General features: G+C 64.5%; 16 protein-coding genes. 10 read left to right on the top strand and 6 right to left on the bottom strand.

Annotated elements, in window-relative coordinates:
* Together GXP39_10290 and GXP39_10285 are read left to right on the top strand one after the other, a co-directional pair.
* On the top strand, positions 1-1,497 hold a 1,497-nt coding region (locus GXP39_10290), incomplete at its 5' end, for a hypothetical protein (protein NOZ28425.1).
* Between the two features lie 21 nt (positions 1,498-1,518).
* The gene (locus tag GXP39_10285) at positions 1,519-2,301 is read left to right on the top strand and encodes an NAD-dependent deacylase (GenBank protein ID NOZ28424.1); all 783 of its coding nucleotides are present in this window, start codon (positions 1,519-1,521) and stop codon (positions 2,299-2,301) included.
* 93 nt (positions 2,302-2,394) lie between these two features.
* Here the strand turns inward: GXP39_10285 and GXP39_10280 are convergent, their stop codons facing one another.
* Together GXP39_10280 and pheS are read right to left on the bottom strand one after the other, a co-directional pair.
* Positions 2,395-4,899, bottom strand: a complete 2,505-nt coding sequence (locus tag GXP39_10280) for a phenylalanine--tRNA ligase subunit beta (protein NOZ28423.1) — start codon at positions 4,897-4,899, stop codon at positions 2,395-2,397.
* Between the two features lie 76 nt (positions 4,900-4,975).
* Entirely contained in the window at positions 4,976-6,001 is a 1,026-nt protein-coding gene (gene pheS, locus GXP39_10275) for a phenylalanine--tRNA ligase subunit alpha (GenBank protein NOZ28422.1), read from the bottom strand.
* A 673-nt stretch (positions 6,002-6,674) separates the two neighbouring features.
* On the opposite strand from pheS, the gene GXP39_10270 reads away from it, so the two are divergent.
* Positions 6,675-7,997, top strand: a complete 1,323-nt coding sequence (locus tag GXP39_10270) for a hypothetical protein (GenBank protein ID NOZ28421.1) — start codon at positions 6,675-6,677, stop codon at positions 7,995-7,997.
* A 66-nt stretch (positions 7,998-8,063) separates the two neighbouring features.
* Here GXP39_10270 and GXP39_10265 read toward each other — a convergent pair whose 3' ends face one another.
* On the bottom strand, positions 8,064-9,026 hold the full coding sequence (locus GXP39_10265; protein NOZ28420.1) for a tyrosine-type recombinase/integrase: 963 nt from the start codon (positions 9,024-9,026) through the stop codon (positions 8,064-8,066).
* A gap of 81 nt (positions 9,027-9,107) precedes the next feature.
* Between GXP39_10265 and GXP39_10260 the strand changes: the two genes are divergently transcribed.
* The 5 genes from GXP39_10260 (at position 9,108) to GXP39_10240 (ending at position 14,511) form a co-directional block, all read left to right on the top strand.
* The gene (locus GXP39_10260; protein ID NOZ28419.1) at positions 9,108-10,631 is read left to right on the top strand and encodes a DUF4038 domain-containing protein; all 1,524 of its coding nucleotides are present in this window, start codon (positions 9,108-9,110) and stop codon (positions 10,629-10,631) included.
* Between the two features lie 87 nt (positions 10,632-10,718).
* Complete coding sequence (locus tag GXP39_10255; protein NOZ28418.1) at positions 10,719-11,237, top strand: redoxin domain-containing protein; 519 nt, start codon at positions 10,719-10,721, stop codon at positions 11,235-11,237.
* Between the two features lie 9 nt (positions 11,238-11,246).
* A complete protein-coding gene (locus GXP39_10250) occupies positions 11,247-12,818 on the top strand; it encodes a DUF348 domain-containing protein (protein NOZ28417.1) in 1,572 nt (523 codons plus the stop codon).
* Positions 12,819-13,105: 287 nt separating this feature from the next.
* Positions 13,106-13,969 (top strand): MBL fold metallo-hydrolase, encoded by an 864-nt coding sequence (locus GXP39_10245; protein NOZ28416.1) that lies wholly within the window; start codon positions 13,106-13,108, stop codon positions 13,967-13,969.
* A complete protein-coding gene (locus tag GXP39_10240; protein ID NOZ28415.1) occupies positions 13,966-14,511 on the top strand; it encodes a reverse transcriptase-like protein in 546 nt (181 codons plus the stop codon). Before GXP39_10245 ends, GXP39_10240 begins: the two co-directional genes overlap by 4 nt.
* Positions 14,512-14,614: 103 nt before the next feature.
* Here the strand turns inward: GXP39_10240 and GXP39_10235 are convergent, their stop codons facing one another.
* Together GXP39_10235 and GXP39_10230 are read right to left on the bottom strand one after the other, a co-directional pair.
* A complete protein-coding gene (locus tag GXP39_10235) occupies positions 14,615-15,859 on the bottom strand; it encodes a hypothetical protein (GenBank protein NOZ28414.1) in 1,245 nt (414 codons plus the stop codon).
* A 254-nt stretch (positions 15,860-16,113) separates the two neighbouring features.
* A complete protein-coding gene (locus GXP39_10230) occupies positions 16,114-18,183 on the bottom strand; it encodes a hypothetical protein (GenBank protein ID NOZ28413.1) in 2,070 nt (689 codons plus the stop codon).
* Positions 18,184-18,390: 207 nt separating this feature from the next.
* On the opposite strand from GXP39_10230, the gene ftsY reads away from it, so the two are divergent.
* Positions 18,391-19,350, top strand: a complete 960-nt coding sequence (gene ftsY / locus GXP39_10225; GenBank protein NOZ28412.1) for a signal recognition particle-docking protein FtsY — start codon at positions 18,391-18,393, stop codon at positions 19,348-19,350.
* A 67-nt stretch (positions 19,351-19,417) separates the two neighbouring features.
* Positions 19,418-20,546 (top strand): peptide chain release factor 2 gene (prfB, locus tag GXP39_10220; protein ID NOZ28411.1). Its coding sequence is split into 2 segments (ribosomal slippage): positions 19,418-19,474 and positions 19,476-20,546, totalling 1,128 coding nucleotides; the frame shifts between segments, so codons are not numbered across the junction.
* Between the two features lie 152 nt (positions 20,547-20,698).
* Here the strand turns inward: prfB and GXP39_10215 are convergent.
* On the bottom strand, positions 20,699-20,920 hold a 222-nt coding region (locus tag GXP39_10215), incomplete at its 5' end, for a hypothetical protein (protein ID NOZ28410.1).

The following is a 20,920-nucleotide window of genomic DNA, read 5'->3' as shown; positions in this document are numbered from 1 at the left end:
AGCCTGCTCAGCTTTCTCGTTCTCTATCTGACCGCCTTCATCCTGGCCTTCGTCTTCAGCAGCCGATGGGTCTCGTTCACCCCGCGAGCGCTGGGCCTTTCGATCAGCATCTCTATGGCCTTTATCATCGCGGCGCTATTCCTGCGGGAGCCCTTCCAGCGATGGATGGATCGCCTGGTCTATGGGACGGAACATAACCCGGATGACATCCTGCGCGCTTTCGCCAATGAGATCCCCCGCGCTCTGGATCGGGAGGCATTGGTGCGATTGCTCACCCGTGAGGTGTGCCCCAGCCTTTTGATTCGGCAGTCCGCGCTTTATGTTATGGATGGAGCGGAGGTCTCGCTTTTGTATGGCGACGGTGTGACGCTTGATGAGAAGATGGACGTCGCTCAGGCGATCCGGGAACTGGTGTCCGAGGCGGGGAGGTATCGCCCGCCGGAGCCGGATGATCGGAGCGCGTTCAGTTGGGTGCGGCTGGTCGTTCCTATCGAGGTGGGCGGGAAGCTGTTGGGGGCCTGGTTGCTGGGCAGGCGGGATCCGGACGATTACTACCCCAAGCCGGATATCGATCTGTTGACCACGCTGGGCAATCAGATTGGCGTCGCATTGGAGACATCGCGGTTGTTCGAAAGCCTGCGGCAGCGGGCGGAGGAATTGGAGCGGGCCTACCTGGAGCTGCAGGAGTTGGATCAGCTGAAGGATGAGTTCGTGCAGAACGTGTCCCACGAATTGCGTACGCCGCTGACCTTCGTGCGGGGCTACGTGGAGCTGCTCCTGGAGGGCGTGCTGGGAGAGGTCAGGTCTGAGCAGAAAGAGGCGTTGGAAAAGGTGCTCCACCGCACGGAGGGGATTATCCGGCTGGTCAACGATATCATCAGCATCCAGGAAGCCGCTGTGGAGAAGATGCGATATGAGCCGGTGAACCTGGTCGCGCTGGCGCAATCATGCATCGAGACCGCCCAGATGGTGGTTCACGAGGACGGCCGTGAGGAGATGTTCGAGTTCGTCCTGGACGCGGCGAGTGACGTGCCGCAGATCTTTGGAGATCGCGGCCGCTTACGTCAGGTCTTTGATAACCTCTTGAGCAACGCGGTCAAATTCAGCCCCGACGGCGGCACAGTCGCCGTGCGTATCCGCCCTTGCCGCTATCAGTTCGATGAACAGGGGGAGAGCCAGCCGGCCGTCGAGGTGAGCGTGAGCGACCAGGGCGTCGGGATCCCCGCGGACAAACTCGATCACATCTGGGATCGATTCTACCAGGTGGATGGCTCTACCACCCGGCCATTTGGCGGCCTGGGGATAGGCCTGGCCATTGTGCGCAGCATTGTGGAAGCTCACGGCGGCGTGATCTGGGTGGAGAGCGTAGAGGGTGTGGGCACTACGTTCCATTTCGTTTTGCCCATACGTCGAATGCTTTCTGAAGGGCCGGAGGGGACCTCCCCTCTCATTCAGGCCGATGATCAGGGTCCGGCAGAAATCGCAAGCGTGGGATAAACGATCGATTTGTGTGGTACCATGGCTTTGCATCTGAGCCCGGAGGATATCTCTCTGCAGCGTGATATCCAGCGTGCTGCCGAGCTCATCCGCCGTTCTCGCCATTTCGTCGCGTTCACCGGGGCCGGGATCAGCGTGCCCAGCGGCGTCCCCGACTTTCGGTCACCCGGCTCCGGACTTTGGGAGCATCACGATCCCTCAGAGGTTGCCTCGATCGACGCGTTTATCACCTCCCCAGATCGTTTCTATGATTGGATTCGGCCTTTGGCCCGGATCCTGCGCAATGCCCGGCCGAACCCCGCGCACAAGGCGCTGGCCCGCCTTCAGGCGTTGGGCTATCTGCATGAGATCATCACGCAAAACGTCGATGGCTTGCAGGAGGCAGCGGGCGGCCGGGACGTGCTCGCGATCCATGGCCATCTTCATACGGCCACCTGTCTCCGCTGTCGCGCTCGCGTGGATGCCGCGCCGCTGTGGGATGTCGTATTGGCCGGGCAGGTGCCGATGTGTGACCAATGCGGCGGCGTCGTGAAGCCGGACGTGATCCTGTTCGGCGAGATGCTGCCTCTGGATGTCTTTCACCGTGCGGAACAGGCTGCCCTTCGTGCGGATCTCATGCTGGTCGCCGGGAGCTCCCTGGAAGTTTTCCCCGCGGCCGATCTGCCGCGACTTACGCTGGATCACGGGGGGAGACTCCTGATCGTAAATCGGGGCCCAACATCCCTGGATCATCGGGCTGTTTTGAGGATTGAGGGGGATGTGGCGCAGGTGCTTCCGGCGATCGCGGACAGCCTCCGCTCGTAGGCGGGGCTGCCAAAGCTGATCTGAATATCAGGAGGCCAGGGGGCGACGAGGGCCGCCCTGGCCTCCCGGTTTATCCGGACCTCTTGCGTCCCGTCATGCCCGCAGTTGAGCGCCCAGCTCCCGTTCCAGGCGGCGGATAATGCGCGCTCGGATAGAGGCCACCTCCTCATCCGTCAGGGTGCGGTCGAGAGCCTGATAGGTGAGGGCGTAGGCCAGGGATTTCTTCCCCTCCGGGATCGAGGCGCCCTGGTAAACGTCGAACAGGCGGACCGCCTGCAGGAGCCGCCCTCCGGCCTTCCGGATGACCTCCTCCACGCGGGTGGCGGGGATGTCCTGATCGACGACGATCGCCAGATCCTCCTTCACGGCCGGGAAGGGCGAGATGGGTTGCAGCGTGCGGATATGCCCGTATCGGGCGATTAGGGGACGCAGCGAGAGCTCCGCCAGTCCCACGCGCTGGGCGGGCAGATCGAATGCCTCTCGCACAACCGGGTGGACCTCGCCCAGGGTACCCAGCCGAACGGCTTCCCCGGAGCCCTCCTCCACCAGAACGATCTCGGCGGAGCGCCCGGGCTGGTAGGTTGGATGCTCGATGGGGCGGTATTCGATCGGCCCGATGTCCAATCGGTCGAGCAGGATCTCCACTACCCCCTTGAGGTCGAAGAAGTCCAGCGGCTCCGAGTCCTTATCCAGCCAGCCATCCAGGCCGCGCGGCCCTGTCATAGCGATGCCCAGTCGCGGCTCCTCGTCGGGCAGGTCCTGCCCCTCCTGTTTCAGGTAGACGCGCCCGATCTCGAACAGCGCAACGCGGTCCACATAGCGCAGATGGGAGCGTATGGTGGTCAGCAGATTGGCCGCCAGCGTCCGGCGCAGGTGTGTGCGCTCGCTGCTCATGGGGTTGGCCAACCCGATGTAGCGAGATTCGTCCACTGGCTGCCCAGGGTACAGCTTCCCCTCCAGCGACGGGCTGATCAGCGTGTAGGTGATGACCTCCTGCAGCCCCGCTCCGACCAGGAGATCTCGTACCCTCTCCTCTAGTTGGAACTGCGGGTTGTCCCGTTGGGGCGGGAGTTCATCCTGGATCAGGGTGGATGGCAGGCGATCGTATCCCCAGATCCGCCCGATCTCCTCGATCAGATCGACCGGCTGGGTGACGTCCAGCCGATAGCTGGGGACGGTGACCCGTAGGATCCCCTCGCCCGCCGACGCCGTGTCGAACTCCAACGAGTGCAGGATGCGCTCGACCTCGGCGCGAGACACATCCGCGCCGAGGATGCGGGGCACGTCCCGTAGCCGCAGGTCGATGACGGTGGGCTCCTTGCGGCCGGGGTACAGATCGGCGTAAAGCGGTTCCACCTTGCCGCCCGCCAGTTCCTCCAAAAGCTGGCAGGCCCGGGCCAGCGCTTTCACCGTGAGCTCCGGGTCCACCCGCTTGCCGAAGCGGGTGGCGGCCTCGCTGGGCAGGTTGAGCGCCTTCGCCGTGCGCCGGTTGTTGATGTAGTCGAAGTTGGCCGACTCCAGCAGGATGTCGGTGGTGGCCTCCGTAACCTCGGATTCCAGCCCGCCCATGACGCCGGCGATCGCGACGGGGCCGCCGCCGTCGGTGATGAGGAGCATCTCCGGATCCAGCTCGCGTTCCACGCCGTCTAGCGTCGTCATGCGCTCGCCGGGGCGGGCCCGCCGGACGATGATGGCCGGGCGGTCCTCGCCGGGACGCGGGCGCAGCTTGGCGTAATCGAACGCGTGCAGCGGCTGGCCCAGCTCCAGCATGACGTAGTTCGTGATGTCCACGATGTTATTGATGGGGCGCATGCCGGCGCGGCGCAGTCGCTGTTGCATCCAATCAGGCGATGGGCCGATCTGGACGCCGCGGATCATGGCGGCGGAGTAGCGGGCGCACAGATCGGGATCGGCGATCTCCAGGTCCAGCCAGGGCGCGTCCGGGCGGATCTCCACCGGCTGGCGATCGAGGATGGTCAGCACATCCAGGCGCGCCTTCTGGTCAGTGAGCGCCGCGATCTCCCGAGCGATCCCCACGATGCTGTACAGGTAGGCGAAGCCGCCCTTGATGTCGAAATCCAGGACCACATCGCCCATGTAATCGGCCAGGGGCATTCCGACGGGGGCGTCGGCCGGGAGGTAGAGGATCCCCGTGTGCTCGTCGGACAGGCCCAGCTCCTTCTCGGAGCAGACCATGCCCTCTGAGCGTATGCCCCGGATCTTGGCCGGCTTCAGCTTCATCTTGCGCCCGTCATCGGCATACCCGTCGATAAGCTCGGCGCCAACCATGGCGAAGGCGACCTTGAGCGGGCCGGGGAGCGGCTTGCCCTCGTACTGTTTCACGTTGGGGGCGCCGGTGACGACGGTCAACGGCTCGTCGGCGCCGTAGTCGACCGTGGCCAGGGTTAGCCGATCGGCGTTGGGGTGCGGATCCACACGGATGATCTGGCCGACGACGATCTTCTCCCGATCCCAATCGGCGCCGATATGCTCGATATGGTCGACTTCCAGACCGGCCAGCGTGAGCCGTTCTGCCAGCTCTTCCACCGACATGGTGATATCGACGAAATCCTTTAGCCAGGAAAGCGGTGCTTTCATATAGAGACCCCCTGATTCAGGTTTGGTCGGTCAGGTCACCGAGGTGATGCAGGCGATCCAGCCGTTGTGCATCGCCTTATCCCAGTTGTTCCAGGAACCTCGGGTCATTGGAGTAGAAATAGCGGATATCGTCGACGCGATATTTGAGCATCGCCGGGCGCTCTACGCCCATGCCGAACGCGTATCCGGTAAACTCGTCGGGATCGTATCCGCCGTTACGGAGCACAACTGGGTGGACCATGCCCGCCCCGGCGATCTCCAGCCAGCCAGTGTACTTGCACACCCGGCATCCCTTTCCCTCGCACAGGATGCAGTCGATGTCCACCTCTATGCTGGGCTCCGTGAACGGGAAGTAGGAGCCGCGAAATCGTATCCGGCGCTGGCCGCCGTACATGCGGCGGGCGAAGTTCTCCATCGTACCCTTCAGGTCCGCCATCGTGATGTTGTGGCCGATGGCCAGCCCCTCGACCTGATAGAACATGAAATCGGAGCGAGCGGTCACCTGCTCGTATCGATAGCATTTGCCCGGCAGGATCACGCGAATGGGGTGGGGGTGGAACTCTCGCATGGCGTGAATCTGCCCGGGGCTGGTGTGCGTGCGTAGCAGGACGCGATCGTTGATCCAAAACGTGTCCCACATGTCCCGTGCCGGATGGTGGGGGGGAATATTCAGCAGGCCGAAGTTGTACTCATCGTACTCGACCTCGCGGGCGTCATAGACCTGGAACCCCATCTCGGCGAAGATCTCGTAGATTCGGCGCAGTGATTGCGTGGTGGGGTGTAGCCGGCCCAGCGCGATGGGGCGGCCGGGGAGGGTCACGTCTACCGCATCGGCCTTCAGTTGGGCCTCTATCTCGGCGGCTTTGATCTCCTCCTGTCGCCGTGTGTACGCGGCCTCCAACGTCTCCTTGACCCGATTGGCCGCCTGCCCCACCTTGGGGCGCTCCTCCGGCGGGATCTGGCGGAGGCCGCGCATCACCGCCGTGAGCGCCCCGCGCCGGCCGAGGTAGCGCACACGCCATTCCTCCAGCGATTTCTGATCCTTCGCAGCGGCCAACGCGGCGAGGGCTTCCTCTTGCAACGCCTCCAGTTGTTCCAGCATAAACCGTCCTCCGAGCGAAACTCACCGTTTGTGGTGGAAACAAAACAGTCGCACCTCGTCAGGGACGAAGTGCGACCTGGTCGCATTCCGCGGTACCACCCTGCTTGCCGGCATACGCCGACCTCTCGACCCGACGGCCCCATGATTTGGGCGATCGGCGGCCCCGATAACGGTGGGCATCCGGAGCGGACTACTGATCGGCCTGGGGAAGGGTCCTGCGCCTTCCTGAAGGGCCGATGTTCACCCGTCGGCTCGGGAGCGAACTTCAGCGAGGTTCCGCTCGGCCGGGCTTCCAGTCCAGGACCCGACCTCCCTGGGAGCTTCCGCTCGCCTACTCCTCTCCGTCATCGCCTTTGTTCAGGGATTTAGCCTATTCCAATTGGTGGGGAAAGTATACGCCACACGTCGCCTTTTGTCAACCATTGGTAGAGGCGCTCGTCTGTTCGTTTCATACCTGTGGTAGTCACCGCCCCTGACCTGCCCGGTCTCGGCCCGGCCCCTTTGGAAAGGGCGGAGAAAGGCAGGCGCAAAGTTAGACACGCTCCCGTATTGTTGTCATGCACGACGGGCTATGCTATCATGACTTTTAAGGGGAGCTTGCCCTGCAAGGGATGTAGATGTGGCGAGCTCCGGATGGTTGCTGGCGAGACTCTGGCTTTCTCTTGGAACGGCCATGACTACGGACCCATGTCCGCTGAGCAAACGTGAACTGGAGGTGTTGCGTTTGGTGGCTACCGGGGCGACCAATCAGCAGATCGCCGTCGAGCTGATGATCAGCCCCAACACGGTGAAGGTCCACCTGCGCAATATCTTCGAGAAGCTGGGCGTCGCCTCGCGTACCGAGGCGACGATGTTGGCCGTGCAGGCGGGATGGCTAACCCTGGACGGCGTCCCGCCCGCCGCGGAGCGCGAAAGGGCAGCCCCTGTAGCCCGCCTGCGCCTCTGGCAGCGGATCTATCTGGTCGTGGTGATGGTGGCGGCTGTGTTGGCCGTGGCATGGCCGCTGGGTGGCCGGGCACGCCTGGGAGCGGAGCTAGTCCCGTTCACGGACCAGGGGCGTCCGTTGCTGGGAGCCGCTCCATGGCGTGATGTGTCGCGTTGGGAGATGCGTGCGCCGCTCCCTCGGCCGCGCTCTCGGCTGGCCTTGGTGGCCCTGGATGGGCGCTTGTATGCCATCGGGGGCGAGGGGCCGGAGGGCGTATCCGATGCCGTTTACGCCTACGACCCGGCGAAGAACAGCTGGGCGTTGCGGGCGCGTAAGCCGACGCCGGTGAGCAATCTGGGAGCGGCGGTGATTACGGGTAAGATCTATACTGTGGGCGGGTGCACGCAGGACGGTCGCGCCAGCGATGTCCTGGAGATATACGACCCCGTCCGGGATGTCTGGTCCTCCGGCCGTCCTCTGCCATCCCCTCGCTGTGCCCATGCCGTCGCGGCCGCGGCCGGGCGGCTGTACGTGTTCGGGGGGTGGGATGGCGAGCGCTACGTGCCCGATGTGTGGGCTTATGATCCAGGGGCGGATGCCTGGGAGCGGGTCGCCGAGCTGTCTGTGGCGCGTGGCTTCCTGGCTGCGACCAGCTTGGATCATGCGATCTACGTGGTGGGGGGATACGACGGACGCCGGGAGTATGCGTTGGCGCAACGCTTCGATCCGGCGGCCGAGGCCCACGATGAGCCGGCGTGGGAGGATCTCCCCGCTATGACGGCCCCGCGAGGTGGCCTCGCTCTGGCCGCGGAGGGGGGAGCGCTGTATGCCATCGGCGGCGGATGGCGGGGTGGCCTGGAGTACAACGAGCGTTTTGACCCGCTGAGCAACACGTGGTCGCGCGTGGACTCTCCTTTCGAGGGGCAATGGCGCAACCTGGGCGCGGCCGCTTTGGAATCGCGCGTATACGTCGTGGGGGGCTGGAGCGGCGATTACATGGGCGTGACCGCCGTCTACCGGTCGTCATTCCGCACGTTCCTGCCGCTGGGCAGCCGCGATGCCAGTCCGTAGCGCCGGCGCGTCGATCGGCAGCGATGCGGGCAGATGAAAGGGATCCGGGCACGCGGCCGTGGCGTGCTACAGGCCGGGCGAGGCCAGCTTACGGATCTTCTCGCTGGTCTCCCGCCAACTGATGGGAGACAACCCCAACTTCTTGCGAAGTCGTTCCTCCGGCATGCCGTTGCGGAAATCGCGCACGGCACATGTCCAGCGCAGCATCTCGAATCCCACCGGTTTGGTGAGCCCCGCCTTTTGCCCTAGATCCGCCAGCACATATTCGAGGTTACGGGCTGTGCATTCGAATAAGTGAGTCTTCGGCTGGTATTCGGCCAGATATTGCCGTAGCGCTGGTATGATGTAAGGGCTCAGGCTCAGGCGTCGTTCCTTGTGGACCATCCGCGGATTGTCGTAGCGGATGAGGATGGAGGGAGCGGCCGGGTTGGAGAGGTCGATATCGTCCAGGCGCAGGTTCATGCACTCGCTCTTCTTGATGCCGGTTTGCAGCAACAGGCTCACCAGCACATATGGGCGGGCGTCCGGACGTGGCGCCCACAGGAGATCCTGGGCCGTGCGCATAAGCTGATCTACCTCGTCGTCGAAGAGGATCTCGGGCAGGGGGGTGCGCACCGGCTGGTGGGCGATGGGCGCGGCCGGGTCGTCGGCGAGTACCTGACTCTCGACGAGCCATCCAAAGAACACCTTGAGGGTCGTCAGGCGGCGGGCGAACGATTTGGGGCTGCATGGCTTGCCGCGTTGGTACAGCAGGTAGGCCAGGAAGTTGTTCAGGTCCTCTGTGCTGATCCGCCCCACCGGGCGGTCGGCGCCCAAGTAGCGGCTGAGGATGCGCAGGTCGCCCATAAAGGCCTTGATGGTGTTCTCAGAGAATCCCTTGCGCTTCATGTGGTCGTGGAAGGCTCCCATGGCCGCGGCCAGTGAGGACTGATAGGTCAACGGTCCGGTTCCGGTGAGAGGCTGTCCGTATTCGGCTTGCGTACCTTGCTGAGGGATCAACGAAGGCTGCTCAGCAGTTGGTTCCGGCATGATCGCCTCCTTTTCGCGTAGCCAGGTGGTTCGCCGCGATTCTAGCAGATGCTTGGAGATGTGTCAAGGTGGGGATATCTGATGACTGATTATCGTTATCTTCTGCCGCCCTCCGTCGTCCCTCAGTTCGACGTGATCGAGTGGTTTTTACAGGCGCCACCTGGTCGCGTGCCCAACCCCTTCCTGGACGCTCATCTGAGCGGTACGATCGTGACGCCGGATGGCCGGGAGATCCCGTTAGCCGGCTTTTGCGACAGCGCGGATGGCTCCGTCTACCGGCTGCGGTTCTCCCCGACATTGGTGGGGGAGCACGGCTATCGGCTGCGGTTCCAGGCTGGAGAGGATGTGGTGGAGGAGGAAGGGGCGTTTCGCTGCGTGCCGTCGGCGCGCCACGGGGTGGTGCGCGTAGACCCGGCGTATCCCTACCACTTTCTGCGGGAGGGCGGGGAGCGACCATTTCTCGTCTCCAAGACGGCATGGCTGCTGGCGGTGGCGAATCACGCGCTCACCTTCATCGATCAGGCGGCCGAGCGAGGGTTTACCTGTGTGCGCTTCGCCCTGGAGACCAACGCCTTCTTCTCCGAGGTGGGCAAGGAGGTGTGGCCATGGGCTGGCGTGCGGGCGGTGCCGGACTTCACCCGGTTCAACGTGCGGCTCTGGCAGCGCATGGAGGAGATCATCCGGCGTGCGATGCTACGTGGGGTGCTGGTCGAGCCCGTGATCTTCTGTCAGATGCGGCGGGAGTCCATGGCGCCCATCCCGGATCCCGAGATGGAGCGCTATTGGAGCTATCTGCTGGCCCGGCTGGCGGCCTTCCCCAACATCCTCGCCTGGGAGCTGTTTGACGAGTGGGACGGGAACCGGCCATATCAGGCATATATGGCGCGCTACCTGCGCTTCCACGACCCGTATGATCACTTGATCTGCACGTCTTTCCCCGCGACGGGGGACGCGGCGTGGCCGGAGGAGGAGTGGCTGGATATCGCCGTCAACCATTGCAGCGCTTCGAGCGACCCGGAGCGGCATAGCCTGGATCGGCACTATCGCCGGATCGCGTTGCGCGTCCATCGGTATGACAAGCCGGCCTGGTGCAACCAAAGCGGGCGTGAGCGGGTCCATGGTAATGACGATCCCGTGCATCGTCGGAAACAGGCCTGGGTCTGGAATATCTCCGGCAACTATTGGAGCTATCACAGCTGGGTGGGATGCGAGGGGATCGAGACGTTGGAGATGGGCCCGGGGGAGGAGTATTATCGGCATATGCGGCCGTTCTGGGAGGAGCACACGCGGTGGTGGACCATGCAGCCGGTCGAGGATGGCGTGCTGGCCCGGCCGCCGGTGGACTTCGCCTATCTGCTTCGCTCCGACGAGGAGGCGGTGATCTATCTGGTGAACGAGTACACGGGAACAGCGTCCCCGGCCGGGCGATTGGTGATCGCCATGCCCCCGGGTCAATATGCCCTGGCCTTCTATCACCCATCGGATGGGCGCTATCGGAGGGTCCCCGGGCGGCTGGCGGCCACGTCCGAGGGGCTATCCATCGACACCATCGCGTTCACGGATGATCTCGTGGTACACGTGCGGCGGGTCGCCGGCGGCGCGTGATCGGGGGTTGTGCGGGTGATTTGGCCGTCCATGGCCCTTGCGGTATACTGGCGAGGCGTGAGGACGTGAACCGTCATGGAGGGATGAATGGGCGCTGAGATCGGTCGGATCGCTCCCGATTTCGAGTTGCCGGATATGGAGGGGCGCACGCATCGGCTGTCCGACTACCGGGGGCAGATCGTGATCCTGAACTTCTGGTCGGCCGAGTGCCCGGTCTCGGAGGCCTTCGATCCGTATTTCAACGAACGGTACGAGGAGTGGTCGCAGCAGGGCGTGGTGCTGCTGGCCATCGACTCCAATTGCCACTACGATGACGAGGAGATCCGGCGGGTGATGGCCGATCGAGGCGTCCGATTCCCGGTGTTGCGCGATCGCGGGAATGTAGTGGCTGATCTCTATGGCGCGTTGACGACTCCGCACATCTTCCTCATCGACCGAGAGGGGGTCCTGCGCTACCGGGGCGCGGTGGACGATCGCACGTTTCGCAAGCGCGAGCCGGAAGTGAATTATCTGGAAGAGGCGCTGGCGGCCGTGATGGCTGGCCGTCCGGTCCCCCGACCGGAAACCGAGCCCTTTGGGTGCACCATCGTCCGCGAGATGGAGTAGCCTGACCGTATGGCGAGAAGCGACGCGGGCGTAGCCCGACCGTGGGAGCGGAGGCGGTGGACGCACGTCCCCACCGCTGAGCGGCCATGGGGGTGGCGAGTGCACGCTTTTCTCCTCCGGCACCCCTGGATCACCCTGTTCTGCCTCCTGGTCCTGGCTGGGGTGGGGCGTCAGGTGTATCAGGCCACGGGCGCTCCTGTGGTGGTCACAGTGGATGGCCAAAGCGTGTCCGTGCGCACCCATCGGGCGACGGTGGCGGATCTGCTGTCGGATGTGGGGGTGGACCTGTCCCCTCAGGACGCCGTCTTCCCCAACCCGGCAGCTTCCTTGTCTCCGGGGCAGGAGATCGTCGTGCATCGAGCCCGGCCGGCCCGGGTGGAGGTCGACGGGGCGACCCTGGAGGTGCGCACGCGAGCGCGCACGCTGCGGAGGTTGCTGACCGAGGCGGGCGTGTACGTCTCGCCGTATGACGTGGTGGAGATGGAGGGGCGGGCGGTATCGGATCTGGATGAGCCGTTGCCCCCCGTGGAGTTGCGGCCGAACGGGCGTCATGTGGGATATCCGTGGGCGCGCTGGGAGATGCAGCCGCTCCGGGTGGTGGTGCGTCGGGCCGTGCCGATTCAGGTGACGGACGGGAAGGCGACTTATACCATCCACACCACCGCGCCCACCGTGGGCGAGGCGCTGCGGCGGGAGGGCGTGACGTTGTATCTGGGGGATCTGGTGCGGCCTGGGCTGGGAAGCCGGGTGACGGCCGGGCTTCACGTGTACATCGCCCGCTCTGTACCCTTCTCCGTGCGCGTGGATGGCCGTGAGATCCGCACCCGCACCCGACAGCGCACCGTCGCCGACGCCCTGGCTGATCTGGGGATCGTGGTCGCCGGAGCGGACATCGTCGATCCGCCCCTGTCGGCGGAGATCAAGCCCAATCTCACCGTTTCGATCATCCGGGTGCGCGAGGCCATTGAGGTCGAGCAGGACTCGGTGCCCTTCCAGACGATCTGGGTCCCGGATGACGAGCTGGAGATCGACCGACGTCGGGTGGATCAGGCGGGGCAGGAGGGGCTGATCAAACGGCGCTTCCGGGTGGTGTACCACGATGATCAGGTGGTGAGCCGCACGCTGGAGGACGAGTGGGTCGCCCAGGAACCCATCACCCGGGTGATCGCCTATGGGCGTAAGATCGTCCTGCGCACGCTGGAGACGCCTCAGGGCACGATCACCTACTGGCGCAAGGTCCGCATGTTGGCCACCTCCTACTCGCCTTCGACCGCCGGGGTGGAGCCGGATGACCCCTACTTCGGTCGCACCCGGCTGGGATGGCGGATGCGCAAGGGCATCGTGGCGGTGGATCCCACCGTCATCAAGCTGGGGAGCCGGGTGTACGTGCCCGGTTATGGGATCGGGGACGTGGCCGATACAGGAGGGCTGATCCGAGGCCGCCGCATCGATCTGGGCTTCGACGATCACAATCTGGAGTTGTGGTATCGTTGGGTGGATGTCTACTTGCTGGCCCCGCCCCCGCCGCGCTATCAGATCCGGTGGATCCTGCCCGATTGGCCTCGGGAGCGTCGGCGCTGAGCTCCTCGCGAATCTATCGTACCGTCATTTGTAGGGCCCGTGACGCCTCGGAGGATGTCACGGGCCTTCTCGCGCCTCGTGCGGGCGCTCGGTTGTCTGTCCCAACGGCTTTTGATGAACGTGATTTGCGGCAGCATGGATCTTGGGGTAATTCCGTTGCCGATCTCTTGTTTGTGTGTGGATTTCCGTTGAATCCCCTTGACAGCGCGTCTCCTTTGTGCTATGTTGATCCGGACCGGGCGGCGGCTTAGTTCGCCGCTTCGTAATTCCACCTTCAGGAGATGTCCGTGCCCACGTATCGCGAGCGTGTTGCCGAAGACGTCTACATGTTCACCAGCGGCCTGTATGCCCAGGTGACCGCGGGGGTGATCGCGACCCCGGAGGGGAGCGTTGTGGTGGACACGCTGCCCTTCCCTGACGAATCGCGAGAGTTGCGCGCCTTTGCGGAGCAGATCAGCCCCAGAGGCGTTCGTTATGTGATCCTCACCCATTATCACGCCGACCACGCGAACGGGCTCTACCTCTTCCCCCAGGCGGAGGTGATCTGCCATAAGCGTTGTCGGGAGCTGTTGCTCAAGCTGGGGCAGCGTGGCCTGGAGGAGGCGAAGAAGCAGACGCCCGAGCTGGCGGAGGTCCAGCTGCGCATTCCTCGGGTGACCTTCGATGACACGGCGACGGTCCGGCTGGGCGGGAAGACGATCACGGCCATTCACGCGCCAGGACACAGCCCGGATGGCGCGATGGTATACGTAAAGGAGCTGAAGGTCCTCTTCGCGGGCGATGTGGTGATGCCTGTGCCGTACATCGTCGGCGGGGATCTGGACGAGATGATCCGGTCCCTGCGTAAGGTGCGGGAGCTCTCCCTGGAGAGCATCGTCCAGGGGCATGGCGAGGTGTTGCTACGAGGGGAGATCAAGGATGCCGTCGAGAGCAACATCGCCTACCTGGAGACGATCCAGCAGATCGTGCGTGAGCATGTCGAGTCGGGGCAGCCGCGTCAGGCGCTGATGCGCGTGGACATTGAGTCGTGTGGCAAGTCCCGCATCCCGTTGGGAGGGCTGGTGCAGTCGTTGCATCGGGCGAATCTGTTCTATCTGTACGACCTGTATCGTTCGCAGAAGTCGCGCCAGGCCCGGGAAGTGGCCGCATGAACGAGGTGGATCGAATCCTGACGGACATCGCCTCCTTGAGCCCTCGCGAGCGCGCCGTCCTGTGGCGGCGCGCTGTTGCGTTGGGGCTTCTCGATCCGGCGGTGGGCGATCGCCGGCCGTCGGCCGAGCCGGGCGGATCGTCAACGGTCCGGCTGGGGCTGATGTTCGATGGCGGAAGCCGGGGCAACCCGGGGCCGGGGTACGGCAGCTACGCGTTCCTCTGGCCGGGAAGGCCACCCGAGGTTCATCGGCTGCGCTTTGGGCGGCTGACCAACAACGAGGCCGAGTACGACGCGCTGATCGCCGCGCTGGAGGCGTTGCTGAGCCACCTGGCGCGTGAGGGGATCGATCCCCAGCGCGTGGATCTGGAGGTTTTGGGGGATAGCCGGCTGGTCATCAACCAGCTCAACGGCGTCTGGCGGGTGCGGAAGGATCACCTGCGCGCTCGGTGGCAGAAGGCCCGGTCGCTTCTGGATAGGTTCGGGCGGGTCGTATTGCGCCACCAGCCGAGGGAGCGATCGGTCGCCGTGTTAGGACACTGAGGGTTTTGCACCCTGTGCCGACTTTGTGATGAGAGGAAGCCCCTGCGCACAGCTTCTGCGCAGGGGCTTCTCGTTTCCTGACGGAGATGCGGGGAGTGGTGCTTTATGGCTCCCCGACGACCAGCATGACCTGTGTTTGTTGCTCATCTGCCGCCCATGTGAGCGAGAGGCTGATCGTGACGCCGTCCTTCTGATAGGAGAGCATCGCGGCCTCGTCGGATTCGTAGCTTCCCTCTGGTGCCTTCGTCCATCCAGCCTGAGTCAGGATCTGGTCGTAGAAGGCGGCTACATCCTTGAGCGGCTGCGGCACGGTGAGGATCTGCATCTCCCCCATGGCCATCTCGATGGTCGCACCCTCCGGCAAGGGCATGCCGCCCTCCTCGAAGCCCGGCAGCCTCATGCCTGCCTGCCCTATGGGGACGCCGGATTCTCCCGCCGATTCGGAGGAGGACCCCGCTGAGGTGGTCGGCGGCTCGATCTTGATGTCTGCGCCGACGTCGTAAACCTCGTAGGTCATCGCCCCTTGGACGCGAACGGGATTCCCGCTCTTCGCACCTTGGGTGAACGACTCCTGAACCTCGAATTTGACCAGGTATCCGCCGTCTTCCGCGATCCAGAGATCGGCCTGGAACGCCTCGATCTCCACGTCCTGCAGGGTTTCCGGATCGTCCTTGGCGAAGAGCAAGGCACGCGACGAGGTGAGGTGATCCTTATCGATGGCATAGTGCTGGGTCTTGATGCCGTTGATCTCTTCGCCCGATTTCACGAGCCGCGCCTCCCCGAGATCGTTGAGGAGATTTTCCGGGGTCAGCTCCTCGATGAACATGGGCATCTGCTCTTCCTCAACCGGGGTGTAGATCCACTGGTCCTCCATGCGCAGCCATTGGTCCTTGCCGATGACGATCCGCTCCAGAGGGGCCTCCTCCGGCTTGTCCGAGGAGGTCATGCGGATGATCATCCGGTATGCCTGCTCGTCCGCGACGTATTCCTCGAGGACTTTCATGGTGTATGTGGTCGTCTCATTGGCGCTGATCTCGGACCAGTCCGCGGTCAGGCGGGTGCGATAGGTCCCCAGGGCCTTCAGCGCCTCCGCCGCCTCGGATGGCTCGGCTACCTCCTGGGCGGGCGTGGGCGTAGGCGGCTCCTCCTGTGCCTTGGGCGTGGGAGTGGGGGCCTTCTCCGCAGCCTCGGGCTTCTTGGGCGCCGGCGTCGCGGTGGGGGCCGCCTTAGTCGCTACGGCCGGAGGTGTGGGAGCGGGCGTCGCTGTCGGCTCCTTTTTGCCGCGGCAACCTGCCAGGGCCAGCGCGATCAGCACGGTGATCAGCAACGTGTGTTTCAGCCATTTCATCGTTAGACTCCTCTAAGATAGTCCCAGTGGCCCTGGCTCTGATCCAGGTGGACCGGGGCCTGCCGCTTCCAAATCACGGCCCACGATCTGACGATAGCGTGAAGGGCTCACTGAAGCCCCCATTTCAGGGGGCAATCATGACGGAACGCGTAAGCACCATAGCACTGAACCTTGCTTCTGTCAAAGTTATGTGAGCAGAGTAGAGGAAGCTTGTGATCTGCCTCCTCGGCCGGGGGCGCGGCGTCGCCGCGACTTCAGGGTACGAGCGTCAGCCCCGTGATCCAGGTCGGGCCCTCGGCCGTGAGGACGATGGTGTGCGTGCCGGGAGAAAGCGCCAGCGGCCCGAACTCCAGCGCCTTCTCCGCGGCGGTGAGGGATATGGACAGAGGAGCTCCCGTGGCGGCTTCCAGGGTCAGGTTCGTCCCTGCTTCCCCGCCCCGAGCGATCGCCCGGAGGGAGACGGTGACCGGCTCCTCCGTATGGATCTGCAGGGTGGCCTCGCCGGCGATCCGGCGCCAGGCGGTCGCCCCCTCCACCTGCCGCGGCCCCCAGCCATCGCCCAGGATCAGGAAGGGGACGGGCCGTGCGGGCGGCTCGACGCGATAGACGGTCAGGCGTTCATCCTCGTAGATGGGGGATAGCCCGGCCAGCGCGGCCGTGGCGTACCGGACCGTGGGCTCACGTTCCTGCTCGCCCGGCATCTTGTACCGGTCGAGGATCACGTATCGCACGTCCAGATAGCTCAGCACGCTGCGCCCCACCTCCGTCAGATCCTGGGCGATGACGTCCGGCCCCAGATGGCGCAGTTGCTGCAGCACGGGCACGCGCTCCGTCAAGGTGCGGGGGTCGTTGCGGGAGATGTAGGCGACGGTCAGGCGCTTGCCGTGGACGGTCTGATAGAGTAGGTACCCGGGGCGGTCCCAGTTCATGGGCAGGTTGAGCACGGCGAAGTCGCCGGGTTCCTGGGCCAGCGTCTTGTACCACTGGGGGGTGTCGGGAGGCGAGACGGGATAGGGGGCTGGCAGGAACTCGAATAGCGTCAGCGCCAGCGCTCCGAGCGCGAGCAGCCGGGGACGGCGCGTGGTCCGCATCAGCGCCTGAAGCCCCAGCGCGGCCAGCACGCCCAGCGATAGCATGACCATCACATCCAGCCGGCTCACGGACCGGGTGATGTGGATGAAGGGGATCAGACGCTGCAGGAGGGCGTAGGGTAGCGGGATGGGCTGTTGGCGGCCCGCGATGTGGAGCGCGGGTCCCAGCGCCAGCACGGCGAACCCGACGGTCGCCAGCGCCCAGAAGTCGCGCCTGTGCCCTCCGCGTCGCGCGCCCCACAGCCCCAGCAGGAGCGGGACGTACCCCGCGAACACCATGTGCTCCGATACGGTGCTGGTGAATCGCGATCCTAGCCGAGCTGCCATGTCGCCCCACAGCGGGTGGAACTCGTTGGGCGTCAGGAACGCCAGAAGGTCCGCCGAAAGGGTATAAACCTGATCCGGGGAGGGCACCATGAAGTCGTAGCGGCGAGCCTCCATGACCATCGGCCATAGCAGTGGGGAGAGGGGAAGGATGAACAGGACCCCGATCCCCAGGGTCCACAGGACGATGCGGGGGGTCATCTGTCGTCGCCACAGCAGGTAGAGCCAGACCAACCCGGTGAAGAGCAGGCAGTACAGGACGAAGTACCAGTCACACAGGCCGGTCAGGATCAGGAACAGCGCCGGGAGCGCTACATCGCGAGGGGTTAGCGCCCCCTCTCTGGCGCGATCGACGCCGCGCCACAGATATAGGACGTAGAAGGGGATCCACTCCAGAGAGAAGACCTGCATGTGCCCCAGCAGGTGGGCGAAGTGAACCGGGGAGAAGGTGTAGATGGCGCCGGCCAGGAAGGCTCCCCACGTGCGAGCGGGCTCCGGCGCGCGTCGGAGCGCGTATCGGCCCAGCAGGTAGCTGCCGAGGCCGCCCACCGCGAAGCTGAAAAGGACGACGCTGTTGTAAGCGGCGAAGAGGTTGGTGGCCAGCTGCACGGGGAGGAAGGTGAAGCCGTTAAACGGGTTGAGGGTATGGAACAGCAGGCTGACCCCCGTCGGGTGGTAGAGCATGTCGGTGAAGAAGGGGTGGCGGTGTTCCACCAGGAGGGCCTGGCGCACCCACCACAGGTTCCAGTAGTTCTGCCAGCCGTCGAAGCCATCGCCGGGGATGGCGGAGAAGAAATGCCGGACGACTGGGTAGGTCATACCGAGCGTGAGCAGGGCGTAGGCGGCCAGCACGATGGCCGTGCGTCGCAGAGCCCCATGGTGTATCGGATCCTGAGTGCGCGCTTTCATGCTATGCCTCGGCGGCGTGTCGGTGGGATGGGATGAGCGGCGGCATTATACACGGGGATGGCGGGGCGGGCAATGGCGTACGACGCGGCCTCGCTTTGTCCGTGGGGGTAGGTTCGAGTATAATGGATGGGCGCGTGGATGCAGATATACGGATATAGCCGATCGGGCGGTCGCGAGGCCGCCCGATCCTGTGGTGAGGAGTAGCCCGTGTTTCGGAAACTGTTTAGCTCCGAGGAGAAGCGAGAGGAAGAACAGAAGATCGAGCAGAGCTTGGCCAAGACCCGACGAGGATTCTTCGGCCGCATCGGCTCCCTCTTCCAGGCCAACGAGATCACCGATGATCTCTGGGAGGAGCTGGAGGCGTTGCTGATCCAGGCGGACGTCGGCGTGAACACCACGCTCCGGCTGGTCGAGCGAGTGCAGGAGCGGGTGGAGCGCGAGGGGATCAAGCGCACCGGGGATGCCTATGAGGTCCTGAAGGAGGAGATGGTCGCCCTCTTCGGCGACGCGCCGCCGATGGCCATCGATGAGCCGCGTCTGCTCACCGTGGTACTGGTGGTGGGCGTGAACGGGTCGGGCAAGACGACCACCATCGCCAAGCTGGCTTACTATTATAAGCAGCGCGGCCGAAAGGTCGTGCTGGCGGCCGCTGACACCTTCCGCGCGGCGGCCATCGATCAGCTGAAGATCTGGGGCGAGCGGGCTGGGGTGGACGTGATCGCCCAGGGGCCGGGCGCGGACCCCGGCGCGGTGGTGTATGACGCCATTCGGGCCAGTCAGGAGTCGCGCCAGGCGGATCTGCTCATCGTGGACACGGCCGGCCGGCTGCACACGAAGTACAATCTGATGAAGGAGCTGGAGAAGATCCGCCGGGTGGCCGCCAAGCAGGTGCACAAGGCCCCTCATGAGACCTTCCTGGTGCTGGATGCCACGACCGGGCAGAACGCGCTGATCCAGGCGCGGCATTTCAAGGAATCGGTGGGGGTGACCGGGGTGATCCTGACCAAGCTGGATAGCACGGCCAAAGGGGGAGTGGTCCTGGCCATTCAGCAGGAGCTGGGGGTGCCGGTTCGGTTCGTCGGCACCGGCGAGGGATTGGATGACCTGATCGAGTTCGACCCCGCCACGTTTGTGATGGGGTTGTTCGAGGACGCCCGGGGCGAATAGATCGGTTCTGTCCTTTCCTCCGGTGGGGGGAGGATGGGGCCTGGATCGCATATTTAGGAGGATAGGGATGGAAGAGTTGAAGGAGAAGTTGGCCGAGCTAAGCGATCGCATCCAGAACGTCCGGAGGCGCCTTTGACATCCCCAGCAAGGAGAAGCAACTAGCGGATCTGGAGAAGAAGTCTGGGGAGCCGGACTTCTGGAACGATGCCGAGGCTGCCCAGCGTACCATGCAGACGTTGGCTTCGCTTCGCGAGGAGGTGGAGCTGTGGAATCGGCTGGCGCAGCGGGTTGAGGATGCATTGGGCCTGCTGGAGCTGGCGGCCGAGGAGGGCGATGAGGGGATCCTGGCCGAGATCGAGCAGGAGGCCGAGGCCATCGCCCGAGAGTTAGATCGGCAGGAATTTCGGCTGGCGTTCTCCGGGGAGCACGATCGGGATGATGCTATCCTGGCCATCCACGCCGGAGCTGGCGGCACGGAGGCGCAGGATTGGGCGGAGATGCTGTTGCGCATGTACCTGCGCTGGGCCGAGCGGCACGGTTATGAGACGGAGATCGTCGATCGCACCGAGGGCGAGGAGGCCGGGATCAAGAGTGTCTACGTGGAGGTGCGGGGGCCGTATGCGTACGGGTACCTGAAGTCGGAGCGAGGGGTGCATCGCCTGGTGCGCCTCTCCCCGTTCGACGCGGCCAACCGCCGGCACACCTCCTTCGCGCTGGTGGAGGTGATGCCCGTGCTGGATGAGGACATCGATATCGAGATCCGGCCGGAGGATCTGCGCATCGACGTCTTCCGATCGGCCGGCGCGGGCGGGCAGAACGTGCAGAAGAACGCCACCGCCGTACGGATCACCCACCTGCCCACGGGCATCGTCGTCACCTGCCAGAACGAGCGCTCGCAGTTGCAGAACAAGCAGACGGCTTTGCGGGTGCTTCGGGGTAAGCTGTACGAGCTGGAGCGGCAGAAGCGGGAGGCGGAGGCCGCGGCGCTGAAGGGGAAGCATGTGGACGCGGGCTGGGGGAATCAGATCCGCTCGTACGTATTACATCCCTATCAGATGGTCAAGGACTTGCGCACCGGTGTGGAGACGGGGAATGCCCAGGCGGTGCTGGATGGAGCCCTCGACCCCTTCATCGAGGCCTGGCTGAAGAGCCAGGTGGGAGCCAATGGGCATCCGCCGGAGGGGAACGGCCGGTAAGCCTCGAAGACGTGTCGATTTCGTCCGGATTGTAAGCCCGCCAGACCTTCTCTGGCGGGCTTGTTCGTCCTTCGGGTCGCGGATGGCGGCGGGATCACCCCGCCGCCATTTCGTTTCTGTGCAGGACCGCGCTGCTGGCCACGTAGAGCGTGTCAAGTCTCCGAAGTCCCGGCGTGGCGGCTCTGGTCAGTGACGGTGGAGGGCTCGATCCGCCGGGCCGACTGGCGCTCGATGATGCGGGGGAGGTACATCGCGTTTTGGAAGGCGTAGAACTCACGCCATCCCTGGCCTCGTTCCTCGCGCGTCTTGATCTGCCTCAGGAGCAGCTTGGCCGCCAGGTCGCCTAGCTCTCGTTTGGGCTGCCATACCGTGGT

The organism is Chloroflexota bacterium (assembly GCA_013152435.1).
Lineage (GTDB): Bacteria > Chloroflexota > Anaerolineae > DUEN01 > DUEN01 > DUEN01.
This window is presented reverse-complemented; position numbering and strand designations above follow the sequence as displayed.